Source organism: Micromonospora sp. CPCC 206171 (genome assembly GCF_036906755.1).
Lineage (GTDB): Bacteria > Actinomycetota > Actinomycetes > Mycobacteriales > Micromonosporaceae > Micromonospora > Micromonospora purpureochromogenes.
In genome coordinates, this window is sequence record NZ_JBAKHT010000021.1 from 98,368 (window position 1) to 123,252 (window position 24,885).

At 75.5% G+C, this 24,885-nt stretch carries 19 protein-coding genes; 3 read left to right on the forward strand and 16 right to left on the reverse strand.

Translation table 11 applies throughout. The features are described 5' to 3' along the window. Positions 1–127: 127 nt before the first annotated feature. From V6U89_RS22395 to recN, 9 genes are all read right to left on the reverse strand, one after another. Positions 128–733 carry an NUDIX hydrolase gene (locus tag V6U89_RS22395; RefSeq protein ID WP_334573308.1) on the reverse strand — a complete coding sequence of 202 codons (606 nt, stop codon included), beginning with the start codon at positions 731–733 and terminating at the stop codon, positions 128–130. Next, positions 730–2,481, reverse strand: a complete 1,752-nt coding sequence (locus tag V6U89_RS22400; protein WP_334573309.1) for a CTP synthase — start codon at positions 2,479–2,481, stop codon at positions 730–732. Before V6U89_RS22400 ends, V6U89_RS22395 begins: the two co-directional genes overlap by 4 nt. 150 nt (positions 2,482–2,631) lie before the next feature. Beyond that, entirely contained in the window at positions 2,632–5,241 is a 2,610-nt protein-coding gene (locus V6U89_RS22405; protein ID WP_334573310.1) for a hypothetical protein, read from the reverse strand. Next, a complete protein-coding gene (locus tag V6U89_RS22410; protein WP_334573311.1) occupies positions 5,241–6,407 on the reverse strand; it encodes a glycosyltransferase family 4 protein in 1,167 nt (388 codons plus the stop codon). The genes V6U89_RS22405 and V6U89_RS22410 overlap by 1 nt, the downstream gene beginning before the upstream one ends. Before the next feature lie 298 nt (positions 6,408–6,705). After that, positions 6,706–8,397: a murein biosynthesis integral membrane protein MurJ gene (gene murJ, locus V6U89_RS22415; RefSeq protein ID WP_334573312.1), complete on the reverse strand. Its 1,692-nt coding sequence runs from the start codon at positions 8,395–8,397 to the stop codon at positions 6,706–6,708. A 1-nt stretch (position 8,398) separates the two neighbouring features. Continuing rightward, a complete protein-coding gene (locus tag V6U89_RS22420; RefSeq protein ID WP_334573313.1) occupies positions 8,399–9,259 on the reverse strand; it encodes a hypothetical protein in 861 nt (286 codons plus the stop codon). 58 nt (positions 9,260–9,317) lie between these two features. Further along, positions 9,318–10,256 (reverse strand): copper transporter, encoded by a 939-nt coding sequence (locus tag V6U89_RS22425; protein ID WP_334573314.1) that lies wholly within the window; start codon positions 10,254–10,256, stop codon positions 9,318–9,320. A 28-nt stretch (positions 10,257–10,284) separates the two neighbouring features. Then, entirely contained in the window at positions 10,285–11,463 is a 1,179-nt protein-coding gene (steA, locus tag V6U89_RS22430; protein ID WP_088962657.1) for a putative cytokinetic ring protein SteA, read from the reverse strand. A 119-nt stretch (positions 11,464–11,582) separates the two neighbouring features. After that, a complete protein-coding gene (gene recN / locus V6U89_RS22435; protein ID WP_334573315.1) occupies positions 11,583–13,340 on the reverse strand; it encodes a DNA repair protein RecN in 1,758 nt (585 codons plus the stop codon). Positions 13,341–13,419: 79 nt separating this feature from the next. Here recN and V6U89_RS22440 point away from each other — a divergent pair, with 79 nt between their 5' ends. After that, the gene (locus tag V6U89_RS22440; RefSeq protein WP_334573316.1) at positions 13,420–14,400 is read left to right on the forward strand and encodes a helix-turn-helix domain-containing protein; all 981 of its coding nucleotides are present in this window, start codon (positions 13,420–13,422) and stop codon (positions 14,398–14,400) included. Positions 14,401–14,623: 223 nt separating this feature from the next. Here V6U89_RS22440 and V6U89_RS22445 read toward each other — a convergent pair whose 3' ends face one another. The 5 genes from V6U89_RS22445 to V6U89_RS22465 all read right to left on the reverse strand — a co-directional run bounded on the left by V6U89_RS22445 (position 14,624) and on the right by V6U89_RS22465 (position 21,331). Next, positions 14,624–18,358: a S8 family peptidase gene (locus V6U89_RS22445; RefSeq protein ID WP_334573317.1), complete on the reverse strand. Its 3,735-nt coding sequence runs from the start codon at positions 18,356–18,358 to the stop codon at positions 14,624–14,626. A 212-nt stretch (positions 18,359–18,570) separates the two neighbouring features. Then, entirely contained in the window at positions 18,571–19,455 is an 885-nt protein-coding gene (locus V6U89_RS22450; protein WP_088962661.1) for an NAD kinase, read from the reverse strand. A 97-nt stretch (positions 19,456–19,552) separates the two neighbouring features. Next, positions 19,553–20,413, reverse strand: a complete 861-nt coding sequence (locus V6U89_RS22455; protein ID WP_334573318.1) for a TlyA family RNA methyltransferase — start codon at positions 20,411–20,413, stop codon at positions 19,553–19,555. Positions 20,414–20,433: 20 nt separating this feature from the next. Next, positions 20,434–20,700 (reverse strand): hypothetical protein, encoded by a 267-nt coding sequence (locus V6U89_RS22460; RefSeq protein ID WP_334573319.1) that lies wholly within the window; start codon positions 20,698–20,700, stop codon positions 20,434–20,436. Between the two features lie 25 nt (positions 20,701–20,725). Next, entirely contained in the window at positions 20,726–21,331 is a 606-nt protein-coding gene (locus V6U89_RS22465; RefSeq protein ID WP_334573320.1) for a phasin family protein, read from the reverse strand. A gap of 112 nt (positions 21,332–21,443) precedes the next feature. Here V6U89_RS22465 and V6U89_RS22470 point away from each other — a divergent pair, with 112 nt between their 5' ends. After that, complete coding sequence (locus tag V6U89_RS22470; protein ID WP_334573321.1) at positions 21,444–21,779, forward strand: SCP2 sterol-binding domain-containing protein; 336 nt, start codon at positions 21,444–21,446, stop codon at positions 21,777–21,779. A gap of 40 nt (positions 21,780–21,819) precedes the next feature. On the opposite strand, the gene V6U89_RS22475 is transcribed toward V6U89_RS22470, so the two are convergent. Both V6U89_RS22475 and V6U89_RS22480 read right to left on the reverse strand, forming a co-directional pair. Continuing rightward, positions 21,820–22,842, reverse strand: a complete 1,023-nt coding sequence (locus tag V6U89_RS22475; RefSeq protein ID WP_334573322.1) for an HAD-IIA family hydrolase — start codon at positions 22,840–22,842, stop codon at positions 21,820–21,822. Beyond that, entirely contained in the window at positions 22,839–23,789 is a 951-nt protein-coding gene (locus V6U89_RS22480; protein ID WP_334573325.1) for a tetratricopeptide repeat protein, read from the reverse strand. The genes V6U89_RS22475 and V6U89_RS22480 overlap by 4 nt, the downstream gene beginning before the upstream one ends. A 57-nt stretch (positions 23,790–23,846) precedes the next feature. Here V6U89_RS22480 and V6U89_RS22485 point away from each other — a divergent pair. Next, positions 23,847–24,885, forward strand: a 1,039-nt coding sequence (locus V6U89_RS22485; RefSeq protein ID WP_334573323.1) for a hypothetical protein, incomplete at its 3' end; no start/stop codon positions are given.

Consider the following 24,885-nt stretch of genomic DNA (forward strand, 5'->3'; position numbering starts at 1 on the left):
GTGCCCGCCGCCGCTCGCTCCTCGTCGTCGCCGGCTCGTCGCCGTCACGCTCAGTGCGCGCCGGTCCCCGGCCAGAGACGCGGAAGGGCCGCGCGGCGAACCGCGCGGCCCTTCGGGGGCGTACCCGTCAGCGGGGCAGTGGGGCGTCGGCCCGGCGCAGCGCCGACCAGCCGGCGTCGCGGGCCCGGGCGGCGGCGAGCAGCCCGGCCACGCACGGACCGTTGGTGATCTCCCCGGCCAGCACCATGCCGACCGCCTCGTCCAGGTCGAGCCGGACGATCTGGATGTCGGCCTCCTCGTCGCGGCGCTCGTGCCGCGCCTCGGCCGGCACGTCGGCGAGGTCGCGGGCGAGGAAGACCCGGACCACCTCGTCGGAGAAGCCCGGCGAGGTGTGCACGTCGACCAGCAGGTCGAGGGTGCCGGCGGTCAGGTCGGCCTCCTCGGCCAGCTCGCGGGCGGCGGCCGCCGGCAGCGGCTCGCCGTCGACGTCCATCAGCCCGGCGGGCAGCTCCCAGAGGTGCCGCCCCACCGGCTGCCGGTACTGCCGGACGAGCACCACCTGGCCGGCGTCGTCGAGGGCCACCACGGCGACCGCGCCGACGTGCCGGACGTAGTCCCGCTTCGCGGTGTCGCCGCCGGGCATGGTCACCTCGTCGGTGACCACGGAGAAGATCCGGCCCTGGAAGCGCTCCTGCCGGTCGCGCAGCTCGTAGCGGTGCTCGACGGCGCTCACGAGGCGGACGCCGCCTTCGCCGTGGCGCCGTTGCGGGACGCCTTCTTCGCCGTCGGGGCCTCCGCCATCGCGTCCAGGTCCACCGGCAGCTGGTCGGCCTCCGAGTACGCCACGGCCGCCTTCACGAACGCCGCGAAGAGCGGGTGCGGGCGGGTCGGGCGGCTCTTCACCTCCGGGTGCGCCTGGGTGGCCACGAAGAACGGGTGCAGGCTCCGGTCCAGCTCGATGAACTCGACCAGCCGGCCGTCCGGCGAGGTGCCGGAGACGTGCAGGCCGGCCCTGGTGAGCTGGTCGCGGTAGGCGTTGTTCACCTCGTAGCGGTGCCGGTGCCGCTCGCTGACCTCGGTGCTGCCGTACGCCTCGGCGACGAGCGAGCCCTCGGCCAGCGTCGCCGGGTACGCCCCGAGCCGCATGGTGCCGCCCAGGTCGCCCTTGCCGGCGACGATGTCCTCCTGGTCGGCCATGGTGGCGATGACCGGGTGCTTGGCCTCCTCGTCGAACTCCAGCGAGTTGGCGCCGTCCAGGCCGGCCAGGTGACGGGCCACCTCGATGGTCATGCACTGCAGGCCGAGGCAGAGGCCGAGCAGCGGGATGCCGTTCTCGCGGGCGTACCGGGCGGTGCCGATCTTGCCCTCGATGCCGCGCACGCCGAAGCCGCCCGGGATGACGATGCCGTCCGCGCCGGCCAGGGCCGCCGCGGCGCCCGCCGGGGTGACGCAGTCGTCGCTGGGCACCCAGCGCAGCTGCACCCGGGCCCGGTGGCCGAAGCCGGCGGCCCGGATCGCCTCGCTCACCGACAGGTACGCGTCGGGCAGGTCGACGTACTTGCCGACCACCGCGACGGTCACCGTGTGGTGCGGCTGGTGCACCCGGTCCAGCAGGTCGTCCCAGCTGGCCCAGTCGACGTCACGGAAGGAGAGGCCGAGCCGGCGCACCACGTACGCGTCGAGGCCCTCGCGGTGCAGCACCTTCGGGATGTCGTAGATGCTCGGCGCGTCCGGGGCGGCGACGACCGCCTCCCGGTCCACGTCGCAGTAGAGCGAGAGCTTCTCCTTGAGCTTCTCCGGGATCTCCCGGTCGCAGCGCAGCACGATCGCGTCGGGCTGGATGCCGATGTTGCGCAGCTGGGCCACCGAGTGCTGGGTCGGCTTCGTCTTCAGCTCGCCGGAGGGCGCCAGGTACGGCACCAGCGAGACGTGCAGGTAGAAGCAGTTGTCCCGGCCCAGGTCGTGGCGGACCTGGCGGATCGCCTCCAGGAACGGCAGCGACTCGATGTCGCCGACGGTGCCACCCACCTCGGTGATCACCACGTCCGGGATCTGGCCGTCGCCGTCCGGGTCGGCCATGCCGAGGATCCGGGACTTGATCTCGTTGGTGATGTGCGGGATCACCTGGACGGTGTCGCCCAGGTACTCGCCGCGCCGCTCCTTGGCGATCACGTCCGAGTAGATCTGGCCGGTGGTGACGTTCGCCTTACCGGACAGGTCGCGGTCGAGGAAGCGCTCGTAGTGCCCGACGTCGAGGTCGGTCTCAGCGCCGTCCTCGGTGATGAAGACCTCACCGTGCTGGAACGGGTTCATCGTCCCCGGGTCGACGTTGAGGTACGGGTCGAGCTTCTGCATCACCACGCGCAGCCCGCGCGCGGTGAGCAGATTGCCGAGGCTGGAGGCGGTGAGGCCCTTGCCCAGCGAGGAGGCAACGCCCCCGGTGACGAAAATGTGCCTGGTCGTCCGTGCTGAAGGGGCCAAGGCCTGCTCCCGTGTCGTCCGTAGCGGTCGTGCGAACCGCCGTGCCGATCAGCAAAGTGATCACGCGATCCACGGGATTCCACGGTAACACCTCTCCGGCCCGGGGCGGGCGTCGCACCCACCCCGGCCGGTGTCGGAGCCCGCAGCGGGTCAACCCGTCGTGACCTCGGTCGATGTCGGGGTGGCCGACTCCCCGGCCCGCGCGGCGGGCACGCCGGCACCGCGGGCGCCGCCCGCTCCCGCCGCCCGCTCGCCCACGCTCCGCACCCCACCGTCACCGTCACCGCCGCCGCCGTCACCGTCACCGGCATCGGGGCCGGTGGCGGTGTCGCCGTCGTCACCGGCCTCGCTGTCGGCGGTGCGGGCAGTGTCGCCGGCCGCCATGCTCCGGTCGCCGGAGCCGACCTCGGCGCCGGTCGAGGCCGCGTCGTCGGCCCGGGCCGTGTCCTCGGCCGAGGCCGTGTCCTGGGCCGGGTCCGCGTCGTCGGCCTGGGCCGCGTCGTCGGCCGGGTCCGCTTCCCGGGTACCCGCGCCGGCGGGCAGCGGGCGGTCGGCGCGCGGGTGCTCGTCGGCCGTGGTGGTGCTGCCCCCGCCCGGTCCGCCGTCCGGCGCGTCCCCGGCGGGCGGGCCGGACGGCCCGTCGCCGCGCTGCCGGCCGGCGCCCGGCTGGGTGCGGTCGGTGGAGTGGTCGAGCACCCGCAGCGAGGCCAGCGCCGCCATCGGCACCACCAGCGCGGCGGCTGCCCCGGCCACGTCCAGGGCCGAGCCGCCGAGCAGCCCGCCGATCACCGCCGCCACGGCGGTGCCGGCCATCGCCGCCCGGATCGCCGGGTAGATGCCGAACAGCCGCATCAACCCGCCCCAGGGCTGGAGCAGGGCGAACCACACCAGCAGGGCACCGACCACGGCGAGCAGGGTCAGTGGGCTGTTCACCAGGGTCTCGAAGTTGGCGGTGCTGGAGCGGTGCACCGTCAACCCGCCGGTGCCGTCGCCGAGGGCGGCGAGGAACCGGCCGAGGCTGCCCCGCTCCTCCGCCGGCCGGCGCACGTCCACCACGGCGTACCCGATGGTCAGCGCCAGGCCCGCCATGGCGGCCCAGACCAGCCGGCTGACGGTGAGCCAGCCGCCGGTGGAGATCGCCGCGGCGACCGCCACCCCGGCGGTCAGCGCGACCGCGCCGATCGGGTCCGAGCCGAGGTACGGGCTGCCGACCACCACCGCGGCCGTCCCGCCGACCGTCACCACCACCATCGGCCGCCACGCCCGGCGGAACCGCTGGGCGAGCCAACCGGCGCTGAGCAGCGCGCCGGCGAGGAACACCCCGAGCCCCACCGTGCCGAGCCCGGAGAACCGGCCGCCCTCCAGCGCCGAGTAGCCGACCACGCCGTTGAGCTGCAACCGGGCCCCGCTGAGCACGTCCGCGCCGACCACCAGGGTGGCCAGCCCGGCGACCGCGCCGAGCGGGCCCAGGGTGCGGTCGTGGCCGGGGGCGAGGCGCACCAGGACGGTGGCCGCGACGATCAGGGCCACGGTCACCAGCGCGAACCACCAGCCGGCGTGGTCCACCCGCCACCAGGGCACCGCGTCGGCGAGCAGCGCGGCCGGCACCGCCAGCGCGGCGGCGACGAGCAGCAGCTCCACGGTCGCCACCACCCGGCGGGAGACCGGCGGCGGGCTGTGCGGGCCGGCGAGCCGGCGGGCCCGGCGCAGCAGCGGCAGCACGGTCACGTAGAGCGCCACCTGCGCCAGGGCGAGCAGGGCGAAGAACCAGCCGGCCACCCTCCGCTGGGCGCCGGCCTCCCGGTCGGCGTCCGCCGGGGCGGCGATCGCGGCGGCCAGGTCGTCCGGGCGGCCGTCGACACGGATCGCCGGGCGGCCGAGGAAGAGCCGCTCGGGCATCGGCCGGCCGAGTGCGGCGAGCGCGGTCGGGGCCAGGTCGACCAGTTGCAGGTAGCCCTCCCGCCCGGTGCTGGCGGAGGTGAGCAGGCCGCCCTCCCAGCCCGGGCCGTCGGCGACCGCCACGTGCAGCCGGGAAGGCGTCTCGGTGTCGGAGACCCCGGCCACCATCACCAGCGAACGGGGCGGCCGGGCGGCGAGCACGGTCGCCAGCGCCGCGTCGACCCGGCGGGCATCGGCGGCCCGGGTGGCCGGGTCGTCACCGGCCACCGTGCCCAGGTCGACGATGCTCAGCACGCAGGAGCCGAGCAGGCCGGCGGGGTCGTCGGGCAGCTTCGGCGCGTACCGGTCGACCCGGCCGAAGGGACGGGCGGCGGCGACGGCGGCGCCGGGGCCGATCGCCACCGAGCAGCGCACCGACTCCGACAGCGAGCCGGGCACCGCCCCCCAGGGCAGCCGTTCCTGGTTGTGCAGGACCACGCTCTCCTGGTCGGGCAGGTTCGCGCCGATCCGGTCCGGCTGCTCGATCGTCACGCCGACCGGCGGGCAGGCGCCCTCCTGCCGGCTGCCGTTCCAGGCCGCGTAGCTGCCCGCGCCGAGGGTGAGCCACCCGTCCACCGGGCAGGTGGGGCGGTGCGCGGAGCGGGTGGACAGCGAGCCGATCGAGCCCTGCTGCGCCATCCGCCACAGCGTCGGGGTGCTCTGCGGGTCGACGTCGTCCCAGCGCAGCCCCGCCACGCCGGCGAGCACCACGAAGTCGGCGGTGCGCCGGGGCGCGCCGGTCTCCGGGCGGGCCGCCAGGGCGGTCACGCCGAGCACCACCACCAGCAGGGTTAGCAGGACCGGGGTCAGTCTGCGCAGCATCAGCGGCGTCCCGTCGATCCGGTGTCCGCGCCGGGCGCGGCCGGCCCGGCGGCGTCGGGACCGAACTCGGCGTAGAGGTCGAGCAGCGCGGCGACGGTGTCCTCCTCGGCGGGCCAGGTCGCGGCGCGGGCGGCGCCGCGCCGGGCGAGGTCGGCGCGGAGGCTCTCGTCGTCCAGCAGCGCGCGCACCGCGGCGTCGACCGCGTCGACGTCCCCCGCCGGCACCAGCACCGCGGCATCGCCGACCAGCTCCGGCAGCCCGCCCACGGCGGTCGCCACCAGCGGTACGCCGGCCCGCAGCGCCTCCTGCGCGAACAACTGCCGGGCCTCCCAGTCGCTGGTGACCACCGCCAGGTCACAGCCGGCGAGCAGGTCCGCCACGTCGGTGCGGTGGCCGAGCAGGGTCACCGGCGCCCGGGCGGCGGAGATCCGGGCGGCCAGCTGCAGATACGCCGGCCCGCTGCCGGCGATCACGACGGCCGGCGGTGGGGTCCGGGTACGCCAGCGGGCCGCCGCGTCGACCAGCACGTCGTACCGCTTCTGCGGGTGCAGCCGGCCGACGGAGAGCACCAGCGGCTGGCCCGGTACGACGCCGAACTCGGCGCGCACGGCGGCGCGCCGGCGGCGCGGGGCGGGCAGGGTGGGTGCGGCGACCGGGGCGAGCCGGGCATCGGCGGCGCCCAGCGCGGCGGCCCGCTCGACCAGATCGGCCGAGGCGCCGAGCGCGACCCGGGCGGAACGGGCCACGACCCGCTCGGCCAGCCGGGAGAGCTGACCGCGCACCCCGCCGGCGAGCACCGCGTTGTGCCAGGTCACCACGACCGGCGCGGCCGGCCGGGCGAGCGTGGCGACCAGACCGGCGCGCAGCCCGTGGGCGTGCACGACCCGTACCGTCTCGGCGGCCAGTGCCCGGCGCAGCGCGGACACGGCCCGCGCGTCGGCCGGGGTGGGGCTGGCCGGGATCTCCACCGAGGCGAAGCGCGCCCCGACGGCGGTGAAGTCCCACTGGTCCTGGGTGGCGGCGGGCCCGCACACCAGCACGGAGACGCCGGCCTCGGTGAGGCCGCGGGCCACCGACCGGACGTGCTGACCGACCCCGCCGGTGCTGGAGGCGAGCAGCAGGACGACCGTGCCCTGCCAGCGCGGCGCCGAGGATGCGTCGGTCATCGGTGCTCACCTTCCGTTCGCGACTGCGGGGCGCGCAGACCCGGCTCACTCCTCGCGCTCACCGCGACGTCTTCCGTTCGCGACTGCGGGGCTCGCAGACCCGGCTCACTCCTCGCGCTCACCGCGACGTCTTCCGTTCGCGACTGCGGGGCTCGCAGACCCGGCTCACTCCTCGCGCTCACCGCGACGTCTTCCGTTCGCGACTGCGGGGCTCGCAGACCCGGCTCACTCCTCGCGCTCACCGCGACGTCTTCCGTTCGCGACTGCGGGGCTCGCAGACCCGGCTCACTCCTCGCGCTCACCGGGACACCGTCTCCTTCCCGTCATCCCGTTCCGGACGGCCGCCCTCCTGCGCCCGGTCGGACGCCGGGCCGCGCCGGCGTGGGCGCAGCCGGCGGCCGACGCCGGCGAGCAGCGGCCGGACGTCCGGCCGGTCGGCCAGGTAGGCCACGCCGAGGAACACCACGCCCACCACGGCCCCGGACAGCATGCCCTGAACGAGTGCCTCCGGTGTCGTCGGGGTGCCGTCGGCGACGTCGGCGAGCCACCGGGCGGTGAGCGCGCCGGCGGGCGCGGCGAGCGCGGCGGCGAGCACGCCGGCGGTGGCGGCGCGACCCGCGCCGGACAGGGCCGCCCGGCCCGCCGAGCGGGCCACCGCGGCCAGCAGCAGGGCGCCGAGGAGCAGCATCCCCAGCGAGTTGGCCAGGGTCACCGCCAGCACCCGGTCGCGCAGCGGCAGCGCCGCCCCCAGCAGCAGCGCGGCGACCGGCACCGACAGCCAGCCGAGCGCGGTCGCCCAGGTCGCCGTCCGGGTCTCGCCCCGGGCGTACAGGGCGCGGGTGAGCACCGCGAAAAGGCCGTAGCCGAGCAGCCCGGGGGCGAAACCGGCGATCGCGGCGGCGGCTCCCGGCGCGGTCTGCGCCGGGAAGAAGAAGTACCCGATGGGCGTCGCCACACCGACCAGGGCGGCGGCGCCGAGGCTGCTGAAGATCAGCACGCCGCGCACGGCGGGGGCGAGGGTCCGCCGGTAGGCCTCCTCGTCGGCGGCGGCCCGGGCCGCGGCCAGCGTCGGGTACGCGGCGACCGCCAGCGGCACCGCGAGCACCGCCCAGGGCAGCAGGTAGACGGTCTGCGCGAGGTTGTACACGCCGGGGTTGGTCGCCGCGCCGTAGGTGACCTGGTTGAGGCTGACGATCAGCGCGATCTGCTGGGTGGTGACGGTCACCGCGCCGGCCACCGCCAGCCCGCCGACCCGGGCCCGGGCGTCGGCCGGGAAGCCGTACCCGGGGCGCAGCCGCAGGTCGAGCCGGCGCAGCGGGACCAGCAGCGACAGCGACAGCACCACCACCCCGGCGGTGGTGCCACCGGCCAGGATCAGCTCCCCCGCGCCACTGACCTCGGCGACCGTGGCCAGTCGCCCCTCCACGGCGGTGAAGGCGAGGTAGACCGTGATCACGGTGACGCTGCTGAGCAGCGGGGCGATCACCGGCCAGGCGAACCGCCGGTGCGCCTGGAGCACGCCGGTCAGCACGATGCCGATGCCGTAGAGCGGCAGCTGCGGCGCGAACAACCGCAGCATCCGCTCGCCGCTGTGCTGCTGGGCGACGCTGAGGCCGTCGCCGAGCAGGCCGACGATCGGCCCGGCGGCCAGCGCCACCAGCACCGCGAGGGGCACCAGCAGGGTGACCGTCCAGGTGAGCAGCGCGCCGGTGGTGGCGGCCACCGCCCGCCGGTCGCCGGCCGCGACCGCGCCGGCCAGCAGCGGTACGACCAGGCTGGCCAGCGCACCGCCGGCGACGATCTCGAAGATGAAGTTGGGTACGGCGTTGGCCACCACGTACGCGCCGCCGAGGTCGGTCGGGGCCAGCGTCCAGGTGAACACGGCGGTACGACCGAAGCCGGCCAAGCGGCTGACCACGGTGAGGACGGCGATGAGGGCGGCCGCTCCGGCCACACGGCCGGCGCCGGCGAGGGGTGCCGGTCTGGTCACGTCAGCCGGATCGCCGACCCAGGGCGTCGAGTTCGCGCAGGCCGGGGGTGCGCTGGATGACAGCCGTGAAGCTGACCTTCTCGCTGGCCGCGGTGAGCCCGGCGAGCACGGCCAGGATCCCGGCCCGCCCGACCGGTCCGGTCCGGGCGGCCAGCGCCACGCCGAGCACCGCGCCGAGGGCGTTGGCGCCGCTGTCGCCGACCATCACCTGCTCGTCGAGGTCCTCGCCGAGCAGGCCGCCGGCCGCGCCGACCGCCCCGGCGGCGATACCGCCGTGCGGGCCCCGGGTCAGCGGGGCGCCGAGCAGCAGGCCGGACTTGAGGGCCCGGCCGGGACGCAGGTCGAGCAGGTTGAGCAGGTTGGCGGTGCCGGCCACCACCCCGGCGCCGAGGAGCACGTCGACCGCGCGGGCGAGGGGGCGCTGGCCCGTGCGCCGGGCGGCGACCCGGGGGTCGGCGGCGAGCAGGACGGCCGCGCCGAGCCCGGCGGCGCCCACCCCGAGCACCTTGACCGTGCCGGCGGTGACCCGGCCCTCGCGCAGCGCGGCCAGGTGGCCGGCGAAGCCCTTCGCGGTCTTCTGCTCGGGCCGCCCGCCGACCACGTCGTCGTAGAGCCCGACCGCGCCGGCGCCGAGGCCGGCGACCAGCGCTGCCGCGCCGGCGGGGATGCTGGTGGCGCCGAACGCGCCGGCACCGGCCGCGCCGACCGCGAGGGCCGGGCCGGCCGCCAGGGTGACGGTACGGCCGCGGAAGTTGGTCCGTTCCAGCGCCGGGGCGGGCGGGGCGGTACGGATCTCGCGCAGCGCGTACCGGGCGGCCGCGGCACCGGCGGCGGCGGCGAGCAGCCGCCCCAGCCCGTTCACGCGGCCCTGCCGGATGCGACGGTAGAGTGGACTCCGGTCACCGGGGTACGTCGTTCGCTCACTGGGGCAGTCTAGGCAGCAGGGACGCGGCGTTGTCGCCGACGCCGTACTGGCCGGCCTTCTTTTCGGTGAGCTGCTGCACCAGGGCGAGGCTGGTGACCAGCTGGCCCTGCACGGTGTTGGCGTTGTCGACGGTGGAGATGGTCTGGGCGAGCACCGGGTCGCCCCGGACGATCGCGACCAGGTTGCCGCCGGCCGAGCCGTTGCCGCCGACCACGATCGAGCCGGTCCGGTCGAACTGCTCGGCGACCTTCACCACCGACTCGTCCTTCTTGGCGGAGTCCTTGTCCACGTACGGCTGCCCGCTGACCAGCACGACGGCCTCAGCCGATCCGGTGACCTTCTGCTCGGTGGTCAGGTAGCCGTTGTTGGCGTACGAGTTGAGCACCGCCCGGCGGTCGCCGTCGGTGACGGCGGCGGTGCCCTGGGCCCGGTCGAGCAGCACGCTGGCCAGCAGGGCGCTGGAGGTCTCCACCCCGTTGCCGTTGCCGGGCAGCGCGGAGGCGGGCGCGGTGGGCCGCGCGGCGGTCACCGCCAGCTCCATCAGGTTGGTGTTGTTGTCCGGGTTGATGAACTTGTCCTGCAGGTCCACCCGGCCGGTCACGTCGGCCCCGGCGAGTTCGAGCATCTTCAGCACGCCCTCGGTGTGGTCGCGGCCGGTGGGCAGGCTCAGCACCAGCACCCGCTTGCCGGTGAGCTTGCCCGGCAGGACGACCTGCGCCAGTTGGGCGGCGAAGTCCTCCTCGAGCTCCAACTCCTTCTGCATGTTGTTGACCGACTGACGCATCTGCTGGTTGTCCTTGCGCAGCGCGTTGACGTTCTCCTTGAGCGAGTCCGCCACGGGGCCGTTGAGGGCGGCCGTGCCGACCACCAGGCCGATGGCCAACGCCAGGAAGACCGCGGTCAGGGACACCACGTGGTATCGGAAGTTGATCACGCTTGCAGCCTCTTGATCGGTCGGGGAGCTAGAAGAGCTGGCCGAGCTGGAACACGAAATTGTCCCACCACTCCGAGACCACGCCCAAATACGCCTTCCCGACGGTGGAGACCGCCACCGCGGAGGCCATCGCGGCGACCGCCGAGAGGACCAGCAGCAGCAGCGACGAGCCCGAGATGCTCTGCCGGTAGAGCCGGCTCACGCCCTTGGCGTCGACCAGCTTGCCGCCGACCTTGAGCCGGGTGAGGAAGGTCGAGGCCATGCCGCCGCGGCCCTTGTCCAGGAACTCCACCAGTGTGGCGTGGGTGCCCACGGCGACCAGCAGCGAGGCGCCCTTCTCATCGGCCAGCAGCATCGCGAGGTCCTCGCTGGTGGCGGCGGCGGGGAAGGTGATCGCCGGCACGCCGAGCCCGTTGACCCGGGCCAGGCCGGGCGCCCGCCCGTCCGGGTAGGCGTGCACGATCACCTCGGCGCCGCAGCGCAGCACGTCGTCGGTGACCGAGTCCATGTCGCCGATGATCATGTCGGGGGTGTATCCCGCCTCGACCAGCGCGTCCGCTCCGCCGTCCACGCCGATCAGCACCGGCTTGAACTCCCGGATGTACGGGCGCAGCACGTCCAGGTCGTCCTTGTAGTCGTAGCCGCGGACCACGATCAGGCAGTGCCGGCCCTGGACCTGGGTCTGGATGTCCGGTACGCCCACCCCGTCGAGCAGCAGGTCGCGTTCCTGCCGCAGGTAGTCCATGGTGTTGGCGGCGAACGCCTCGAGCTGGACCGACAGCCCCTCCCGGGCGTCGGCCATCGCCTTGGCCACCGTCTCGGCGTCCTGGAGCTCACCGTGGGCGACCGGCTCGTCGCCGACGTAGACGGTGTTGCCCTCGATCCGGATCGTGTCGCCCTCGCGGATCCGCTCGAACACCCCCTCGCCCAGGTCGTCGAGGAGCGGGATGCCGGCGCCGACCAGCACCTCGGGGCCGAGGTTGGGATAGCGCCCGGAGACCGACGGCTTGGCGTTGAGCACCGCGGCGACACCGACGGCGACCAGCGAGTCGGCCGCCACCCGGTCCAGGTCGACGTGGTCGATCACCGCGATGTCACCGGGGCGGAGCCGGCCGACCAGCCGTTTGGTACGACGATCGAGACGTGCGGTGCCGAGGACTGAGCCCGGTTCCGCGTTCCGGGTCCGGCGCAACGTGGGTAGACGCATCGTGACCATCCTGGCATGTGAGGCAGGCTTTTCTGTCGCGACATGCCTGAGCAGGGCCGCCTACCCAGGGAAGCACACCGGAGCGCAGGCCGGTGTGCTTGCGCTCACAATAGCGGCGGTCAGGGCCGCCTTTCCTTGGCCGCCACCGCCAGGAGTTCCTCCGCATGGGCGATACCCAGGTCGGAATCCGGCAAACCCGCGAGCATCCGGGCCAGCTCCCGGGCCCGCTCGGTGTCCTCCACCACACGGACCCCGCTGGTCGTCACCGCTCCCCCGGTGTCCTTCGCCACCACCAGGTGCCGGTCGGCGAAGGCGGCCACCTGCGGCAGGTGGGTGACCACCAGCACCTGGTGGCTGCGGGCCAGCCGGGCCAGCCGGCGGCCGATCTCCACCGCCGCCTGGCCGCCGACGCCGGCGTCCACCTCGTCGAAGACCAGCGTGGGCGGGCCGCCGGAGCCGGCGAAGACCACCTCGATGGCGAGCATCACCCGGGACAGCTCGCCGCCGGAGGCGCCGCGCTGCAGTGGCAGCGAGGGCGCGCCCGGGTGAGCCAGCAGCCGCAACTCGACCTCGTCGGCGCCGTCCGGGCCGATGCCGGCCTCGACGCCGTTGACCGTGAGGCTCGGCTCCGCCCGGCCCGCCGGCCGGGAGACCACCGCCACGTCGATCCGGGCGTGCGGCATGGCCAACCCGGCCAGCTCGACGGTGACCTGCTCGGCGAAGCGGGTCGCCGCCTCCTGGCGGGAGATGGACACCCGGCCGGCCAGGTCGGCCACCTCACCGGCGAGCCGGGTGGCCTCCCGGTCCAGCTCGTCGAGCAGCTCGTCGGAGCTGTCCAGGTCGGACAGTCGGGTGCGGGCCCGCTCGGCCCAGGCGATGACCCCGTCGACGTCGTCGGCGTACTTGCGGGTGAGCGCGCGCAGCGCGGCCCGCCGCTCGTAGATGACCTGCAACCGGGCCGGGTCGGCGTCCAGCGCCGCCAGGTACGTCGACAGCTCGGCGGAGACGTCCGCGACCAGGGTGGCCGCCTCCTCCAGCCGGACCGCCAGCTCGCCGAGGGCCGGATCGGTGCCGGCCTGCGCCTCGAGGGTGCGCCGGGCGGTACCCAGCAGCGCCGTGGCGTCGGGCGTCTCGTCGGCGGCCTCCGCGCCACCGGCGACGCACTGGTGGGCGAGCTGGGCCGCGGTGCGCAGCCCCTCGGCGTGCTCCAGCCGCTGCGCCTCCGCCTTCAGCTCGTCGTCCTCACCGGGCTGCGGGTCGACCCGGGTGATCTCGTCCAGGCCCAGCCGCATCAGGTCGGCCTCCTGGTTGCGGGCGCGGGCGTTGCGCCGCCGGTCGGCCAGGTCGTCCACCACCTGCCGCCACCGGCCGTACGCCTCGCGCAGCGCGTCGAGCAGCTTCTCGTGCTCCGGCCCGGCGAACCGGTCCAGCGCGGCGCGCTGCTCGGCCGGGCGCAGCAGGCGCAGCTGGTCGGACTGGCCGTGCACCGCCACCACCTGCTCGCCCACCTCGCCGAGCATCGACACCGGCATGCTCCGACCGCCCAGGTGGGCCCGGGACCGGCCCTCGACGGTGACCGTGCGGCTCAGCAGCAGCGAGCCGTCCTCGTCGGGCTCGCCGCCGGCGTCGACGATCCGGGCGTGCACCGCGTCGGCGAGCCGGCCACCGAGGCGCAGCCGCCCCTCGACCACCGCCCGGCCGGGCTCGGCCCGGACCCGCCCGGCGTCGGCCCGGCCACCGAAGAGCAGGCCGAGGCCGGTCACCACCATGGTCTTGCCGGCACCGGTCTCGCCGGTGATGACGTTCATCCCGCCGGTCAACGGCAGCGTGGTGTCCTCGATGACGCCCAGTCCGGTGATGCGCAGCTCTTCCAGCACAGCAACCGACAGTAGACGCGGCCCCCGACACTTGACCAGCCGGCGACGCCGGGGGGAGTCGTGCGTACAGTTCAGCCCCGTGTTGGACGTGATCGGCCTGACTCCGGACGAGGAGGAGCTGTACCGCCGCCTGGTGCAGCTCACCGTGGCGCGGGTCGACGAGCTGGCCCGGTGGCTGCGCCGCCCGCGGGCCGAGGTCGTCGCCCAGCTCGACGCCCTGCGCGACAAGGGGCTGGTCCTGCCGACCGGTCCCGACCCGGACGGGCCGCTGCGGCCGCTGGCCCCCGACGTCGCGCTCGGCGAGGCGTTGCTGCGTCGCCAGGAGGCACTGGAGGCCGCCCGCGTGGCGGTCACCCGGCTCACCGAGGAGTACCGGGCCGGCCTGCGCCGGCACGACGCCGACCACCTGGTGGAGGTGATCACCGGCGCCGGGATGCTCCGGGAACGGCTGCGCGACCTGCAGAACTCGGCGCGCAGCGAGGTGCTCTGGTTCTGCCGGGCGAACCCGCTGACGATGCCCGGATCGGAGAACGTCGAGGAGTTCGACGCGCTGGCCCGCGGGGTGCGCTACCGGGCCATCTACGAGCGGAAGATGCTCCTCGAACCGGGCGCGCTGGCGGACGTGGAGCAGGGCGTACGCGCCGGCGAGCAGGCCCGGGTGCTGGACCGGCTGCCGGTCCGGCTGGCCATCGTGGACGCCCGGACGGCGATCTGCCCGCTGGTGCCCGACCGGGACATCGGTGAGCCGAGCGCCGCGGTGATCGGCCGCAGCCAACTGCTCGACGCGCTGCTCGCCCTCTTCGAGAGCCACTGGCTGGTGGCCACTCCGCTGCGGTCCGCCACCACGCCGGCCGGCGAGGCGGACGGCTACCTGCCGGACGCCGACGAGGTCCGGCTGCTCTCGCTCTTCGTGGCCGGGGTGCCGGACAAGTCCATCGCCTCCCAGCTCGGGGTGAGCCGGCGCACCGTGCAACGCCGGCTCGCCGACCTGATGACGGTCGCCGGGGTGGACACCCGCCCCGGCCTGGCCTACCAGGCCGCCCGGCGCGGCTGGCTCTGAACCGCCCGCCGGCCCCGCCACGAACCGCCGGTCGCCCCACCACTGACCGCCGGCCGGCCCCACCACCGGCCGAGCCGCCGCCGGTCCCGCCACCCGAAGGCGGTGCCGGCGGCGGCCACTGGCCGGCCCGGTCCGGTTGCCCACCGTGTTCGGGGCGGGCAGCCGGACGGGCCGACGGAGGCGTCCGCGCGGGAGGGGGGGTCGACCCGCGCGGACGCCCGGCTCAGCGCAGCCCGTACGCGTCGATCACGGTCTGGTCGACGACGTTGCCGGCGCTGTCGGCGGCGTGCACCCGCAGCGACACGGCTCCTGTGCCGGCCGGCACCGACGCGGTGTACCGGGTGTCGGTGCCGCGCACCGGCACCGACCGCCAGGTCGCACCGGAGTCGAACGACACCTCCACCCGCAGGCTGGTGCCCTTCGGGGCCGATACGCCCACCGGCTGGCGCAGCGTCAGCTCCAGCTGGTGCGGACGCCCGCCGGCGACCGTGCCGCGCAGGTCGGCCGGGACCCGGTAGTCCACCTGGAGCAGCGGCAACGGCTGGGCACTGTCCCCGGCCGGGCGGGCCGAGGTGAACTCCCAGGCCGTCTCGGTCCGGGTGGCCCAGCGCCACTCGTCCGACGACCGCCGCGTGGTGACGTCCAGCCGGTAGCGGGCCGAACCCGGGGTGGTCGGAACCGGTGCCCAGCCGCCGGAGAGGTCGGCGATCTGCTGCCCGTCCCGGCTCAGCCGACGCTCGACGGTGTCCTGCTCCTCGCTGAACCCGGCCGGGCTGTAGTGGCCGTCGGCGTCGACGAACTCGGCCACCCGCAGGTCGAGGTTGTCCCCGGTACGCGTGGGCACCGCCACCCCGGTACCCGCCGGCACGGCCGGCCGAAACACCGGCGCGTGCCAGGTTTCGGTGACCCGGTCGTCGGCGGCGTACTGCCGGGGCTGCTGCGTAGAGCCCCCGGTCAGCCGGCCCCAGGACCAGGGGAGCCGGTGCAGCACCCGCTGCTGCCACCAGTTGTCCCCGGCGCTGACGAACTCCTGCCGCATGGTGCCGGTACGCACCAACCGCTTCTCGTCCATCCAGGAGTACTCCTGCCAGGGCCGCCAGCCGAACCGCTGCTCGCCGGCCCAGTCGAACCCGCCGGTGTCGGCGTAGCGGGCGGTCACCTCGGCGGTGTTGTCCGCGGTCACCTGGTGCACGATGCGGTCCGGGACCCGCCCCTTCGACACCTGCCACACGTCGTACAGGTAGGGGCTGTTCGGGGTCAGCGTCAGGTCCAGCGTCACGCGTCCGGCCTTCGCCGCCGCGATCATCCGCTGCCCGTCGTCGTTCGCGACCACCATCGACGGAATAGGCAGGCGGTCCCCGTCGGGAGCCCAGACCGTCCACGCGCTCCAATCCGCCGGGCGGACCATGAGCACCATCGCGGCGCCCGCCGCGGCGGCATCGGCGACGATCTGGTCCTCCGCGACAACCTCGGGGCTGCTGACGACCAGCGCGGCCGCACCTCGGACCCCGGCTCGGGACAGCTCGGCGGGGGTGCCGTCGCCCGCCCACACCAGCGGCAGCTTCCGCCGGCCGTCGGGAGCCGGCGACTGGTGCAGCAGGTTGATGTCCAGCGGACCGGAGACGTTGCTGACCTTGGCGTCCACCATGGGGGCGACCAGCTGCCACCGCGAGGAGAACTCGAACTCGCCCTCGCGCAACGGCCGGGTCGGCGTGACGTTCACTTGCTGGACCGTGCTGAACTCCATCACGCCGTGGTCGACCTGCCGGCCGTTGCCGAAGATCCGGTGCTCGAAGAAGCTGATCACCGCCCGCTGCTCGGTCGGCTTCGGCGTCTCGATCCGCACCGGCGTGGCCTTGCGCGGGTCGAGCACCACGGTGAGGTCCCGGTCGACCATCAGCTCGGGATCGGTGACCAGGGTGAGCTGCTCGTCCAGCGGTGCGCCGTGATAGATCAGCCCCTCGAGCAGGTACGGGCCCTCCTCGACCTGCACCTGCACCTCGCCGGGGATCCAACCGAGCTGGTCCGACTCGCGGTGTTCGCCGAAGAGGGTGAACACCGTCGCCACGCCGGACTGCCCGGCCATGTCCAGCGCGCGCAGGGTGACGGTGTGGATCGGGCCGCTGAGGGTGAGCCCGACGGCCGTACGTACCGCGACACCGTCCGCGCCGGTGGCCACCAGCCACCCTCCGTGCACTCCCCGGTCCAGCTTCGCCGGGTCGGCGTGCAGCGGGACGTTCACACTGCCGCCGGCCGGCACGGTCACCTCCGTGCCGTCGAGCGACACCCCGTCCGGCTCGGCCGCACCGCGGTCCAGGTTGCGGAGCTCCAGGGCCAGCCGCAGGGTCTGCGGGGACGACGTGCCGTTGGTGTACGTAACGGTCCGCTCCACCGCCGCACCGCCGGTGTTCACCCGGCCGAAGTCGGCAGTGGCCGAGCCGTACACCCGCTGGCTCAGCGCGCCGGCCACGTCAACCCGGCCGCCGCCCTGCTCGAAGACGGTCAGCGCGGGGTTCGCCTTCGTCGTGCTGACCAGCGCGTCCTTGAGCTTCCCGGCGGTCCAGTCCGGGTGTTCCTGGGAGAGGATCGCCACCGCGCCGGCGACGTGCGGGGTCGCCATCGACGTCCCGGACGCCCGCGTGTACGCGTCGCCCACCGGCGTACCCATGGTGGTGCCGGCGGCGCGGGCGGCGACGATGCCGACGCCCGGGGCGGTGATCTCCGGCTTCAGGCCGTTGTCGCCGAGCCGGGGGCCGCGGCTGGAGAATTCGGCCAGATTGTCGTCGCGGTCCACGGCGCCGACGGTGAGCGCCGCGGTCGCGGCGCCCGGCGAGCCGACGGTTTGCGCCGCGCCCGAATTGCCGGCGGCGATCACGAAGAGGGTGCCGGTCTCGGCGGTGAGGTCGTTGACCGCCTGGCTCATTGGGTCGGTGCCGTCGGTGGCGTCGCCGCCGAGGCTCATGTTGACGACCTTGGCGCCGGAGTGGGCGGCCCACTCCATGCCCGCGATGATCCCCGAGTCGTATCCGGTGCCGTTGTCGTCGAGCACCTTGCCGACGAGCAGCCGCGCACCCGGCGCCACGCCCTTGCGCAGCCCGCCGGAGGCGGCGCCGCTGCCGGCGATGGTGGACGCCACGTGGGTGCCGTGGCCGTGCCCGTCCTGGGCGCTGCCGGTGCCGCTGAAGTCCTTCGCCTCGACGATCCGCCCGGCCAGGTCGGGGTGGTTCGCGTCGACCCCGGTGTCCAGCACGGCGACCTCGACGCCGGCGCCGTCCCGCCCGGCCGCCCAGGCCGTCGGGGCGCCGATCTGCGGCACGCTGTGCTCCAGGTCCGCGCGCACCCGCCCGTCCAGCCAGACCCGGTCGATGCCGGCGCCGAGCCGGACCGGCGCACCGGCCGTGGTACGCGCCTGCGGCGTGCCGCGCAGCGTCGTCCACAGCCCGCCGAGGTCCTTCTTGCCGACCTTCAGCGCGGCGCCGTTGATGCTCTCCAGCGGGCGGGCGGCGGTGGCCCCGGCGAGCGGGCGGACCCGCCCGCCGGCCGGCTGCTGGTAGCGCACGATCAGTGGCAACGCGCCCTGAGCGGCGTCGCCGTACCCGTCGGCGACCAGTTCCTGCACGTCGAAAAGGTCGGCGTCGAGCACACCGGCGGACAGGTACGGCACGACGTCGCTGGGCAGCACCCGCAGCCCACCGTCGGCTTCGATGGTGTGGAAGGTGATCCGGTCCCGGCCGGGGCCGGGGTGGACGGTGGCGGCGACCCGGCCGGGCGCGGCGGGAGACAGCTCCACCTGGTCGCCGGTGATCAGGGTGATGCGGGCGGGCGCGCCGCTCGTGGCGGTCGTGGCCGAACTCGGGCCACTGGGCCGGGCGGGCGGGTCGGCGGACGCCGGTGCGGTGAGTCCGACCACCAACGCGCCGACCGCGCCGGCACTGAGCCAGCGTGGGGATCGGTGCATGCGATGTACTCCTCTACTCCGAGGCCGGCCTCGAGGAGGTCGGCGCTCCGGAGTCTGCGCCGAAGATCATCGCTGGGTCACTAGGGAAGGCGCGCCGTACCGGCGACATGTCGCCAGGTGGACACGGGGCGACGGCGACCGGACGGTCGCGTGGCCGGCACGTGGCCGGCACGGGCCGGCGGGGTACGTGCGCCGCCCGGCCCGGTGGGCGCTCAGCGCCGGCTGCCGCGCCAGCCCTGCACCGGCAACCCGAACTTGGCCACCAGGCGGTCGGTGAACGGCCGGGCCCGCAGCCGGACGATGCGCACCGGCAGCGCGCCGCGGCGCACCGTCACCCGGGCGCCCGGCGGCAGGTCGAAGACCCGCCGGCCGTCGCAGCAGAGCACCGCGAGGGTGGTGAACGGGTCCACGGTGATCGAGAACGTGGAGGTCGGCGCGGTCACCAGCGGGCGGCTGAACAGCGCGTGCGCGCTGATCGGCACCAGCAGCAGGGCCTCCACCTCCGGCCAGACCACCGGCCCGCCGCCGGAGAACGCGTACGCGGTGGAGCCGGTGGGGGTCGCGCAGACCACCCCGTCGCAGCCGTACCGGGACAGCGGGCGGCCGTCGACGTCGACGAGCAGCTCCAGCATCTGGGCCCGCTCGCCCTTCTCGACGCTGATCTCGTTGAGCGCCCAGGACTCGATGGTCGGCCCGCCGTCGAACTCGGCGGTCACGTCGAGGGTGAGCCGTTCGTCCACCGTGTAGTTGCGCCCGACCACGTCGCGGACCGCCACGTCGAGGTCGTTGATCTCGGCCTCGGCGAGGAAGCCGACCTTGCCGAGGTTGATGCCGAGCAGCGGCGCCTTGGCCGGGCGGGCCAGCTCGGCCGCGCGCAGGAAGGTGCCGTCCCCGCCGAGGGCGAAGACGATCTCGGCCCCCTCGGCCGCCTCCGGCCCGGTCACCGGCACCACGCCGGGCAGGTCGAGGTCGTCGGCCTCCTCGGCCACCACCCGCACCTCGAAGCCGGCGGCGATGAGATCGGCGGCCACGGCCCGGGCGTGTTCGGTGCTGCGCCGCCGCCCGGTGTGCGTCACCAGCAGCGCGGTGCGGCTCACCGGGCCACCCGCTCGTGCGTGCCGTCGGGGCTCACCCCGTCGCTGTCGCCCACCGGATCCGCCTCTCGTCCCCCGCTCGTCGGGTTCTGCCCGTCGCTCACCCTGTCACCTCCCCGGTCCGGTCCGCCGGCAGATCGCCGGCGGTGGCCGGGCCCTCGGGGCCCGCCGCCACCACGGCCCGCACCCGCTCGGGGACGGCCGCCGGGGCGTCCCGGCGTAACCATACGAAGAACTCGACGTTGCCGCTGGGTCCCGGCAGTGGACTGGCTGCCACGTCGGCCAGGCCCAGCCCGAGCCCGGCCGCCGCGGCGGCCACGTCGAGCACCGCCTCGGCCCGCAGCGCCGGGTCGCGGACCACGCCGCCGGCACCCACCCGCTCCTTGCCCACCTCGAACTGCGGCTTGACCATCAACGCCAGGTCGCCGTCGGCGCGGGTGCAGCCGGCCAGCGCCGGCAGCACCAGGCGCAGCGAGATGAACGACAGGTCGGCCACGGTCAGGTCCACCTCGCCGCCGATGACCTCCGGGGTCAGCGTACGGACGTTCGTGCGCTCGAAGACCCGCACCCGCTCGTCGGTGCGCAGCGGCCAGGCGAGCTGGCCGTACCCGACGTCCACCGCCACGACCTCGGCGGCGTCGGCGCGCAGCAGCACGTCGGTGAAGCCACCGGTGGAGGCGCCCGCGTCGAGGCAGCGCCGCCCGGCGACGGTCAGCCCGCCCGGTGCGAACGCCGCGAGGGCGCCGGCCAGCTTGTGGCCGCCCCGGGAGACGTACTCGGAACCGGGGTCCTCGCCGGTGACCAGCAGCGGGTCGGCCGGGTCGACCATCGCGGCGGCCTTGCGCGCCGGCACCCCGCGCAGCTGGACCCGGCCGGCCTCGACCAGCGCGGCGGCCTGCTCCCGGGAACGGGCCAGGCCGCGGCGGACGAGTTCGGCGTCGAGGCGGGTACGACGTGCCATGGGGTGGTTCTCCGGTCGGTTCAGGCCTGGTCGATGGTGGCGAGGGTCTCCCGCAGCGTCTGGTACGCCGCCTCGTACTGGGCGATCTGGTCGGCCGGGGGCAGCCCCTCGGCGTTGATCATCGCCTGCACGGCGGCGTCGACCGCCGGGTGGTGCGCCTCCTCGACGTCCTCGTACCCGTTCGGCGGCGGCCCCGGCCGGGGCCCGGGCGGCGGGCCGGGACGCGCCCCGGGTGGCGGCCCCGGACGCGCGCCGGGCGGCGGCCCGGGGCGGAACGGGGCGCTCACCGGGCACTCCGGCCGGCGGCGGGCGTCATTCCGCGCCGCCGGTGGTCCGCTTGCGCGGGGCGGCCTTCTTCACCGGCCGGGCCGGCGAGGTCACGCCGTCGCCGGTGGTGGTGCTCACCGACGCCGGTGGCTTCTTGGCGATGGCCTTCTTGGCCACGGCCTTCTTCGCCACCGCCTTGGTCGGGGCCGGAACCGGCGGGGCGACGCCCGGTCCGGCCGCCGCGCCACCGCTCGGGCCGGCGGTGGCCGGACCGGTCGCGCCGGTCGGGGCGACAACCGACGGGGTGACGCCGACCGGCGACGTGCCCGGCAGTGGCCCGCCCGGGCCGCCCTTGGCCTCGCGCAGCTGCCGCTCCAGCTCGTGCACCCGGCGGGTCAGCTCGGCGACCTCGTCGGCGGTGGCCAGACCGACCGCCCCGAGCGCCCGGTCCACCTCGAAGCGGACCAGCTTGGTCAGCGCCTCACGGTTGGCGGCGCCGGTGGAGACGAGTTCCTCCGCGAGCGCCTGGAGCTGGGCGGCGGTCGCGCCGCCTGTGCCGACCAGCCGCCGCGCGGCGTCCTGGGCCTTCTTTCGGGGCGCCTCCGTCAGGCCCATGGCCAGCTCGAGGTAGGCGCGCCACGCATCCTGCATGCCGGTTTTCCTTCCGCGGGGCGGGGTGTGCGGGTCTCACGCTACCGGGCGCCCCGGACGACCCATTGCGGTACGGTGCCGAGGAACGGCGTGGCGGGTGTGAGGAGACGATGTGGCCAGCGTGGACGAGTGCCGGCAGGCGTTGCACGACCTGGCGAGCCGGTTGGAGCGCCACGCCGAGGTGGGCCAGCGCATCGACCTGGACCGCACGCTCGCCTGCCGCGTCACCGACCTGGACACCGCGTTCCACGGCCGGATCACCGGCGGTCGGCTGATCGACCTGGCCGACGGCGACGACCCCAAGGCCAAGATCGCCCTGATCACCGGCAGCGACGATCTGGTCGCCCTGGTGCACGGGCAGCTCGACATCACCAAGGCGGTCGCCTCCCGCCGGGTCTCGATCAAGGCGAACCCGTTCGACCTGATGAAGCTCCGCAAGCTGCTCTGACGGTTGGCGCGGCACCCACCGGCTGCGGTGGCCGGGCCGGTCAGGCCGACAGGCCGAGCGCCGCGAGGGCGCGTTGCGCCTCCGGCGTCGCCGGGCGCACGTCCGCGGCGTCCGCCGGCGCCGACCAGGCCGCCGCGCAGAGCGACACGATGGCGTCCAGCGGCCGTCCCGCGCCGCGCAGCTCCAGGCCGCCGTCGACCCGGGCGGCGGACCAGCCGCCGGTGTCCGGCTCGCCCGGCACCCGGGCCACGGCCGCCGGGTCGAAGAGCCCGGCCAGGTTCATCGCCACGTACGTCGGGCGGCGCGACTCGGGCGCCGCCAGCAGTTCGGGTACGTCGCTGACGCCGGTCAGCACCAGCAGGCTGTCCAGCCCGGCACGGCGGGCGCCCTCGATGTCGGTGTCGAGGCGGTCGCCCACGACCAGCGTCCGCCCCGCGCCGGCGCGGCGGGCGGCGGTGGCGAACAGGGCGGCCTCGGGCTTGCCGACGACCACGTCCGGCGCCCGGTCGAGGGCGTGCCGCAGCGCGGCCACCAGCGAGCCGTTGCCGGGCAGTGGGCCACGGCCGCTGGGCAGCGTCCGGTCGGTGTTGGTGGCCACCCAGACCGCCCCGGCACGGATCGCGACCGACGCCTCGGCCAGGTCCGCCCAGCCCACCTGCGGGCCGTACCCCTGGACCACCGCGACCGGCGACTCGTCGGCGCGGACGACCGGGGTGAGCCCGGCGGCGCGGATCTCGGCGCGCAGCGCCTCCGCGCCGACGACCAGGACCGGCGCCCCGGCGGGGAACCGGTCGCGGAGCAGCTCGGCGGCGGCCGCGGCGGAGGTCAGCACCTCCTGCGGCTCGGCCGGCACGCCCATGCCGGTGAGCAGGTCGGCGACCTCGCTCGACCGGCGCGAGGCGTTGTTGGTCGCGTACGCGACCGCGCGGCCGGCGGCGTGCAGCCGGCCGACCGCCTCGACGGCGCCGGGGATCGGCCGGTCGATCAGGTAGATCACCCCGTCCAGGTCGAACACGACCAGGGTGTACCCGTCGACCAGCCGATCCCCGGCGACCTCCGTCATCGCTGGTCCGACTCCGACCCGCGCCCGGTCGGCTCGTCGCCGGCCGGCGGCACCGCGTCGCTCACGGTCGACTCGGCGTCGGTCGCGCGCGGCTCGGTCGCGACGGCCGTGGCCGCCTCGTCGGTGAGCTCGTCGTCGGTGAGCCCGTCCGCGTCACGGTCGTCGTCCTGATCGTGGTCGTCGTCCCCGTCGCGGTCGTCGTCCTCGTCATCCTCGTCGAAGTCGTCGTCCCCGTCGCGGTCGTCGTCCTCGTCGCGGTCGTCTTCTTCTTCGTCCTCGTCGAAGTCGTCGTCCTCGTCGTCCTCGTCGCGGTCGTCGTCCTCGTCGGTGAGGTCGCCGCCGGCGGCGGTCAGGTCGACGTCCGGCTGGGCCGGCACCGCGCCGAGCACGCCCGGACCGGTGGCAATCTCCTCGGCCGGCTCGTCGTCCTCCTCGTCGCCCTCGATCAGCACGCCGTCGAGTTCGAGCAGCCGCTCCGCCGCGTCGGTCTCACCGTCGGTGTCGACGTCGGCGGCGCGGGAGAACCACTCGCGGGCCTCCTCGCGACGGCCGACGGCCAGCAGCGCGTCGGCGTAGGCGTAGCGCAGCCGGGCCGTCCACGGGTCGGTCGAGTCGGTGGTCAGCTCGGGAACCTGCAGCATGGCCACCGCGGCGTCCTTCTGCCCGAGGTCACCCCGGGCACCGGCGGCCACGATCAGCAGCTCGATGGCGACGGCCTGGTCGAGCTTCGCGCGGTCGGCGCCCCGGAACAGGTCGATGGCCCGCTCCGGACGCCCCAGCGCCCGCTCGCAGTCGGCGAGCACCGCCAGGTGGCTCTGCAACCCGGTCATCCGGTGGTACGTCCGCAGCTCGGCGATGGCCGTCTGCCACTCCCCGGCGTGGTACGCGGCCAGCCCGACCGCCTCCCGTACCGCGGAGATCCGCGAGGCCAGCCGGCGGGCCGCCATCGCGTGGGCGAGCGCCTCGGCAGGGTCCTCGTCAATCAGCTGGCCGGTGGCGACCAGGTGCCGGGCGACGGTCTCCGCCACCGGCTTGTTCAGCGAGAGCAGTTCGGCGCGGACGGCCGTGTCGAGGTCGGTCGCGGAGATCTCGTCCGGCAGCGCCGGCGCGACCGCGCGACCACCGTCGGCCTCGTCCTGCCGCTCGCGGTCGGGGCCGAAGCCACCCTCGCGACGCCGGTCCTCGAAGCCCCGCTGATCGTCACGACGCGGCCGGTCACCGTAGCCGCCACGCTCGGGCCGGTCGCCGCCCCGGTAGCCGCCCTCGCGGCGCTCGCCACCCCGGTAGCCGCCCTCGCGGCGCTCGCCGCCCCGGTAGCCACCCTCACGGGGCGCCTCGCCCTCGCGGCGGAAACCGCCCTCGCGGCGCTCGCCGCCCCGCGTGTCGCCCTCGCGACGGAAGCCACCCTCACGACGCTCGCCACCGCGGAAGCCGCCACCACGGGGGGCCTCGCCGTCGCGGCGGAAGCCACCCTCACGGCGCTCACCGCCACGGGTGTCGCCGTCACGGCGGAAGCCGCCCTCACGACGGTCACGGTCGCCGCCGGCGACGCCGCCCTCACGGCGCTCGCCGCCGCGATAGCCACCCCCGCGAGGCGCCTCGCCGTCGCGGCGGAAGCCACCCTCACGACGCTCGCCGCCACGGGTGTCGCCGTCGCGACGGAAGCCACCCTCACGACGGTCACCGCCGCGGAAGCCACCCTCACGGGGGGCCTCGCCGTCGCGGCGGAAACCGCCCTCGCGGCGCTCGCCGCCACGGGTGTCGCCGTCGCGACGGAAGCCACCCTCGCGGGGACCGGAACGGAAGCCGCCCTCACGACGGTCACCGCCGGCGAAGCCACCTTCGCGGCGCTCGCCACCACGGAAACCGCCAGCGCGCGGCGCCTCGCCGTCGCGGCGGAAGCCACCAGCCTCACGACGGTCACCGCCACGCGGCGCCTCGCCGTCCCGGCGGAAACCACCTTCACGACGGTCACCGCCACGGAAGCCACCCTCACGGGGCGCCCCGCCGTCGCGGCGGAAGCCACCCTCACGGCGCTCACCG

Coding starts and splice junctions, on each gene's coding strand:
- V6U89_RS22405 (WP_334573310.1), bottom strand. CDS start 5,241: ATGCTGCGCAGACTGACCCCGGTCCTGCTAACCCTGCTGGTGGTGGTG.
- V6U89_RS22410 (WP_334573311.1), bottom strand. CDS start 6,407: ATGACCGACGCATCCTCGGCGCCGCGCTGGCAGGGCACGGTCGTCCTG.
- steA (WP_088962657.1), bottom strand. CDS start 11,463: ATGCGTCTACCCACGTTGCGCCGGACCCGGAACGCGGAACCGGGCTCA.
- V6U89_RS22445 (WP_334573317.1), bottom strand. CDS start 18,358: ATGCACCGATCCCCACGCTGGCTCAGTGCCGGCGCGGTCGGCGCGTTG.
- V6U89_RS22455 (WP_334573318.1), bottom strand. CDS start 20,413: ATGGCACGTCGTACCCGCCTCGACGCCGAACTCGTCCGCCGCGGCCTG.
- V6U89_RS22465 (WP_334573320.1), bottom strand. CDS start 21,331: ATGCAGGATGCGTGGCGCGCCTACCTCGAGCTGGCCATGGGCCTGACG.
- V6U89_RS22475 (WP_334573322.1), bottom strand. CDS start 22,842: ATGACGGAGGTCGCCGGGGATCGGCTGGTCGACGGGTACACCCTGGTC.
- V6U89_RS22480 (WP_334573325.1), bottom strand. CDS start 23,789: ATGGCGGCCCGCCGGCTGGCCTCGCGGATCTCCGCGGTACGGGAGGCG.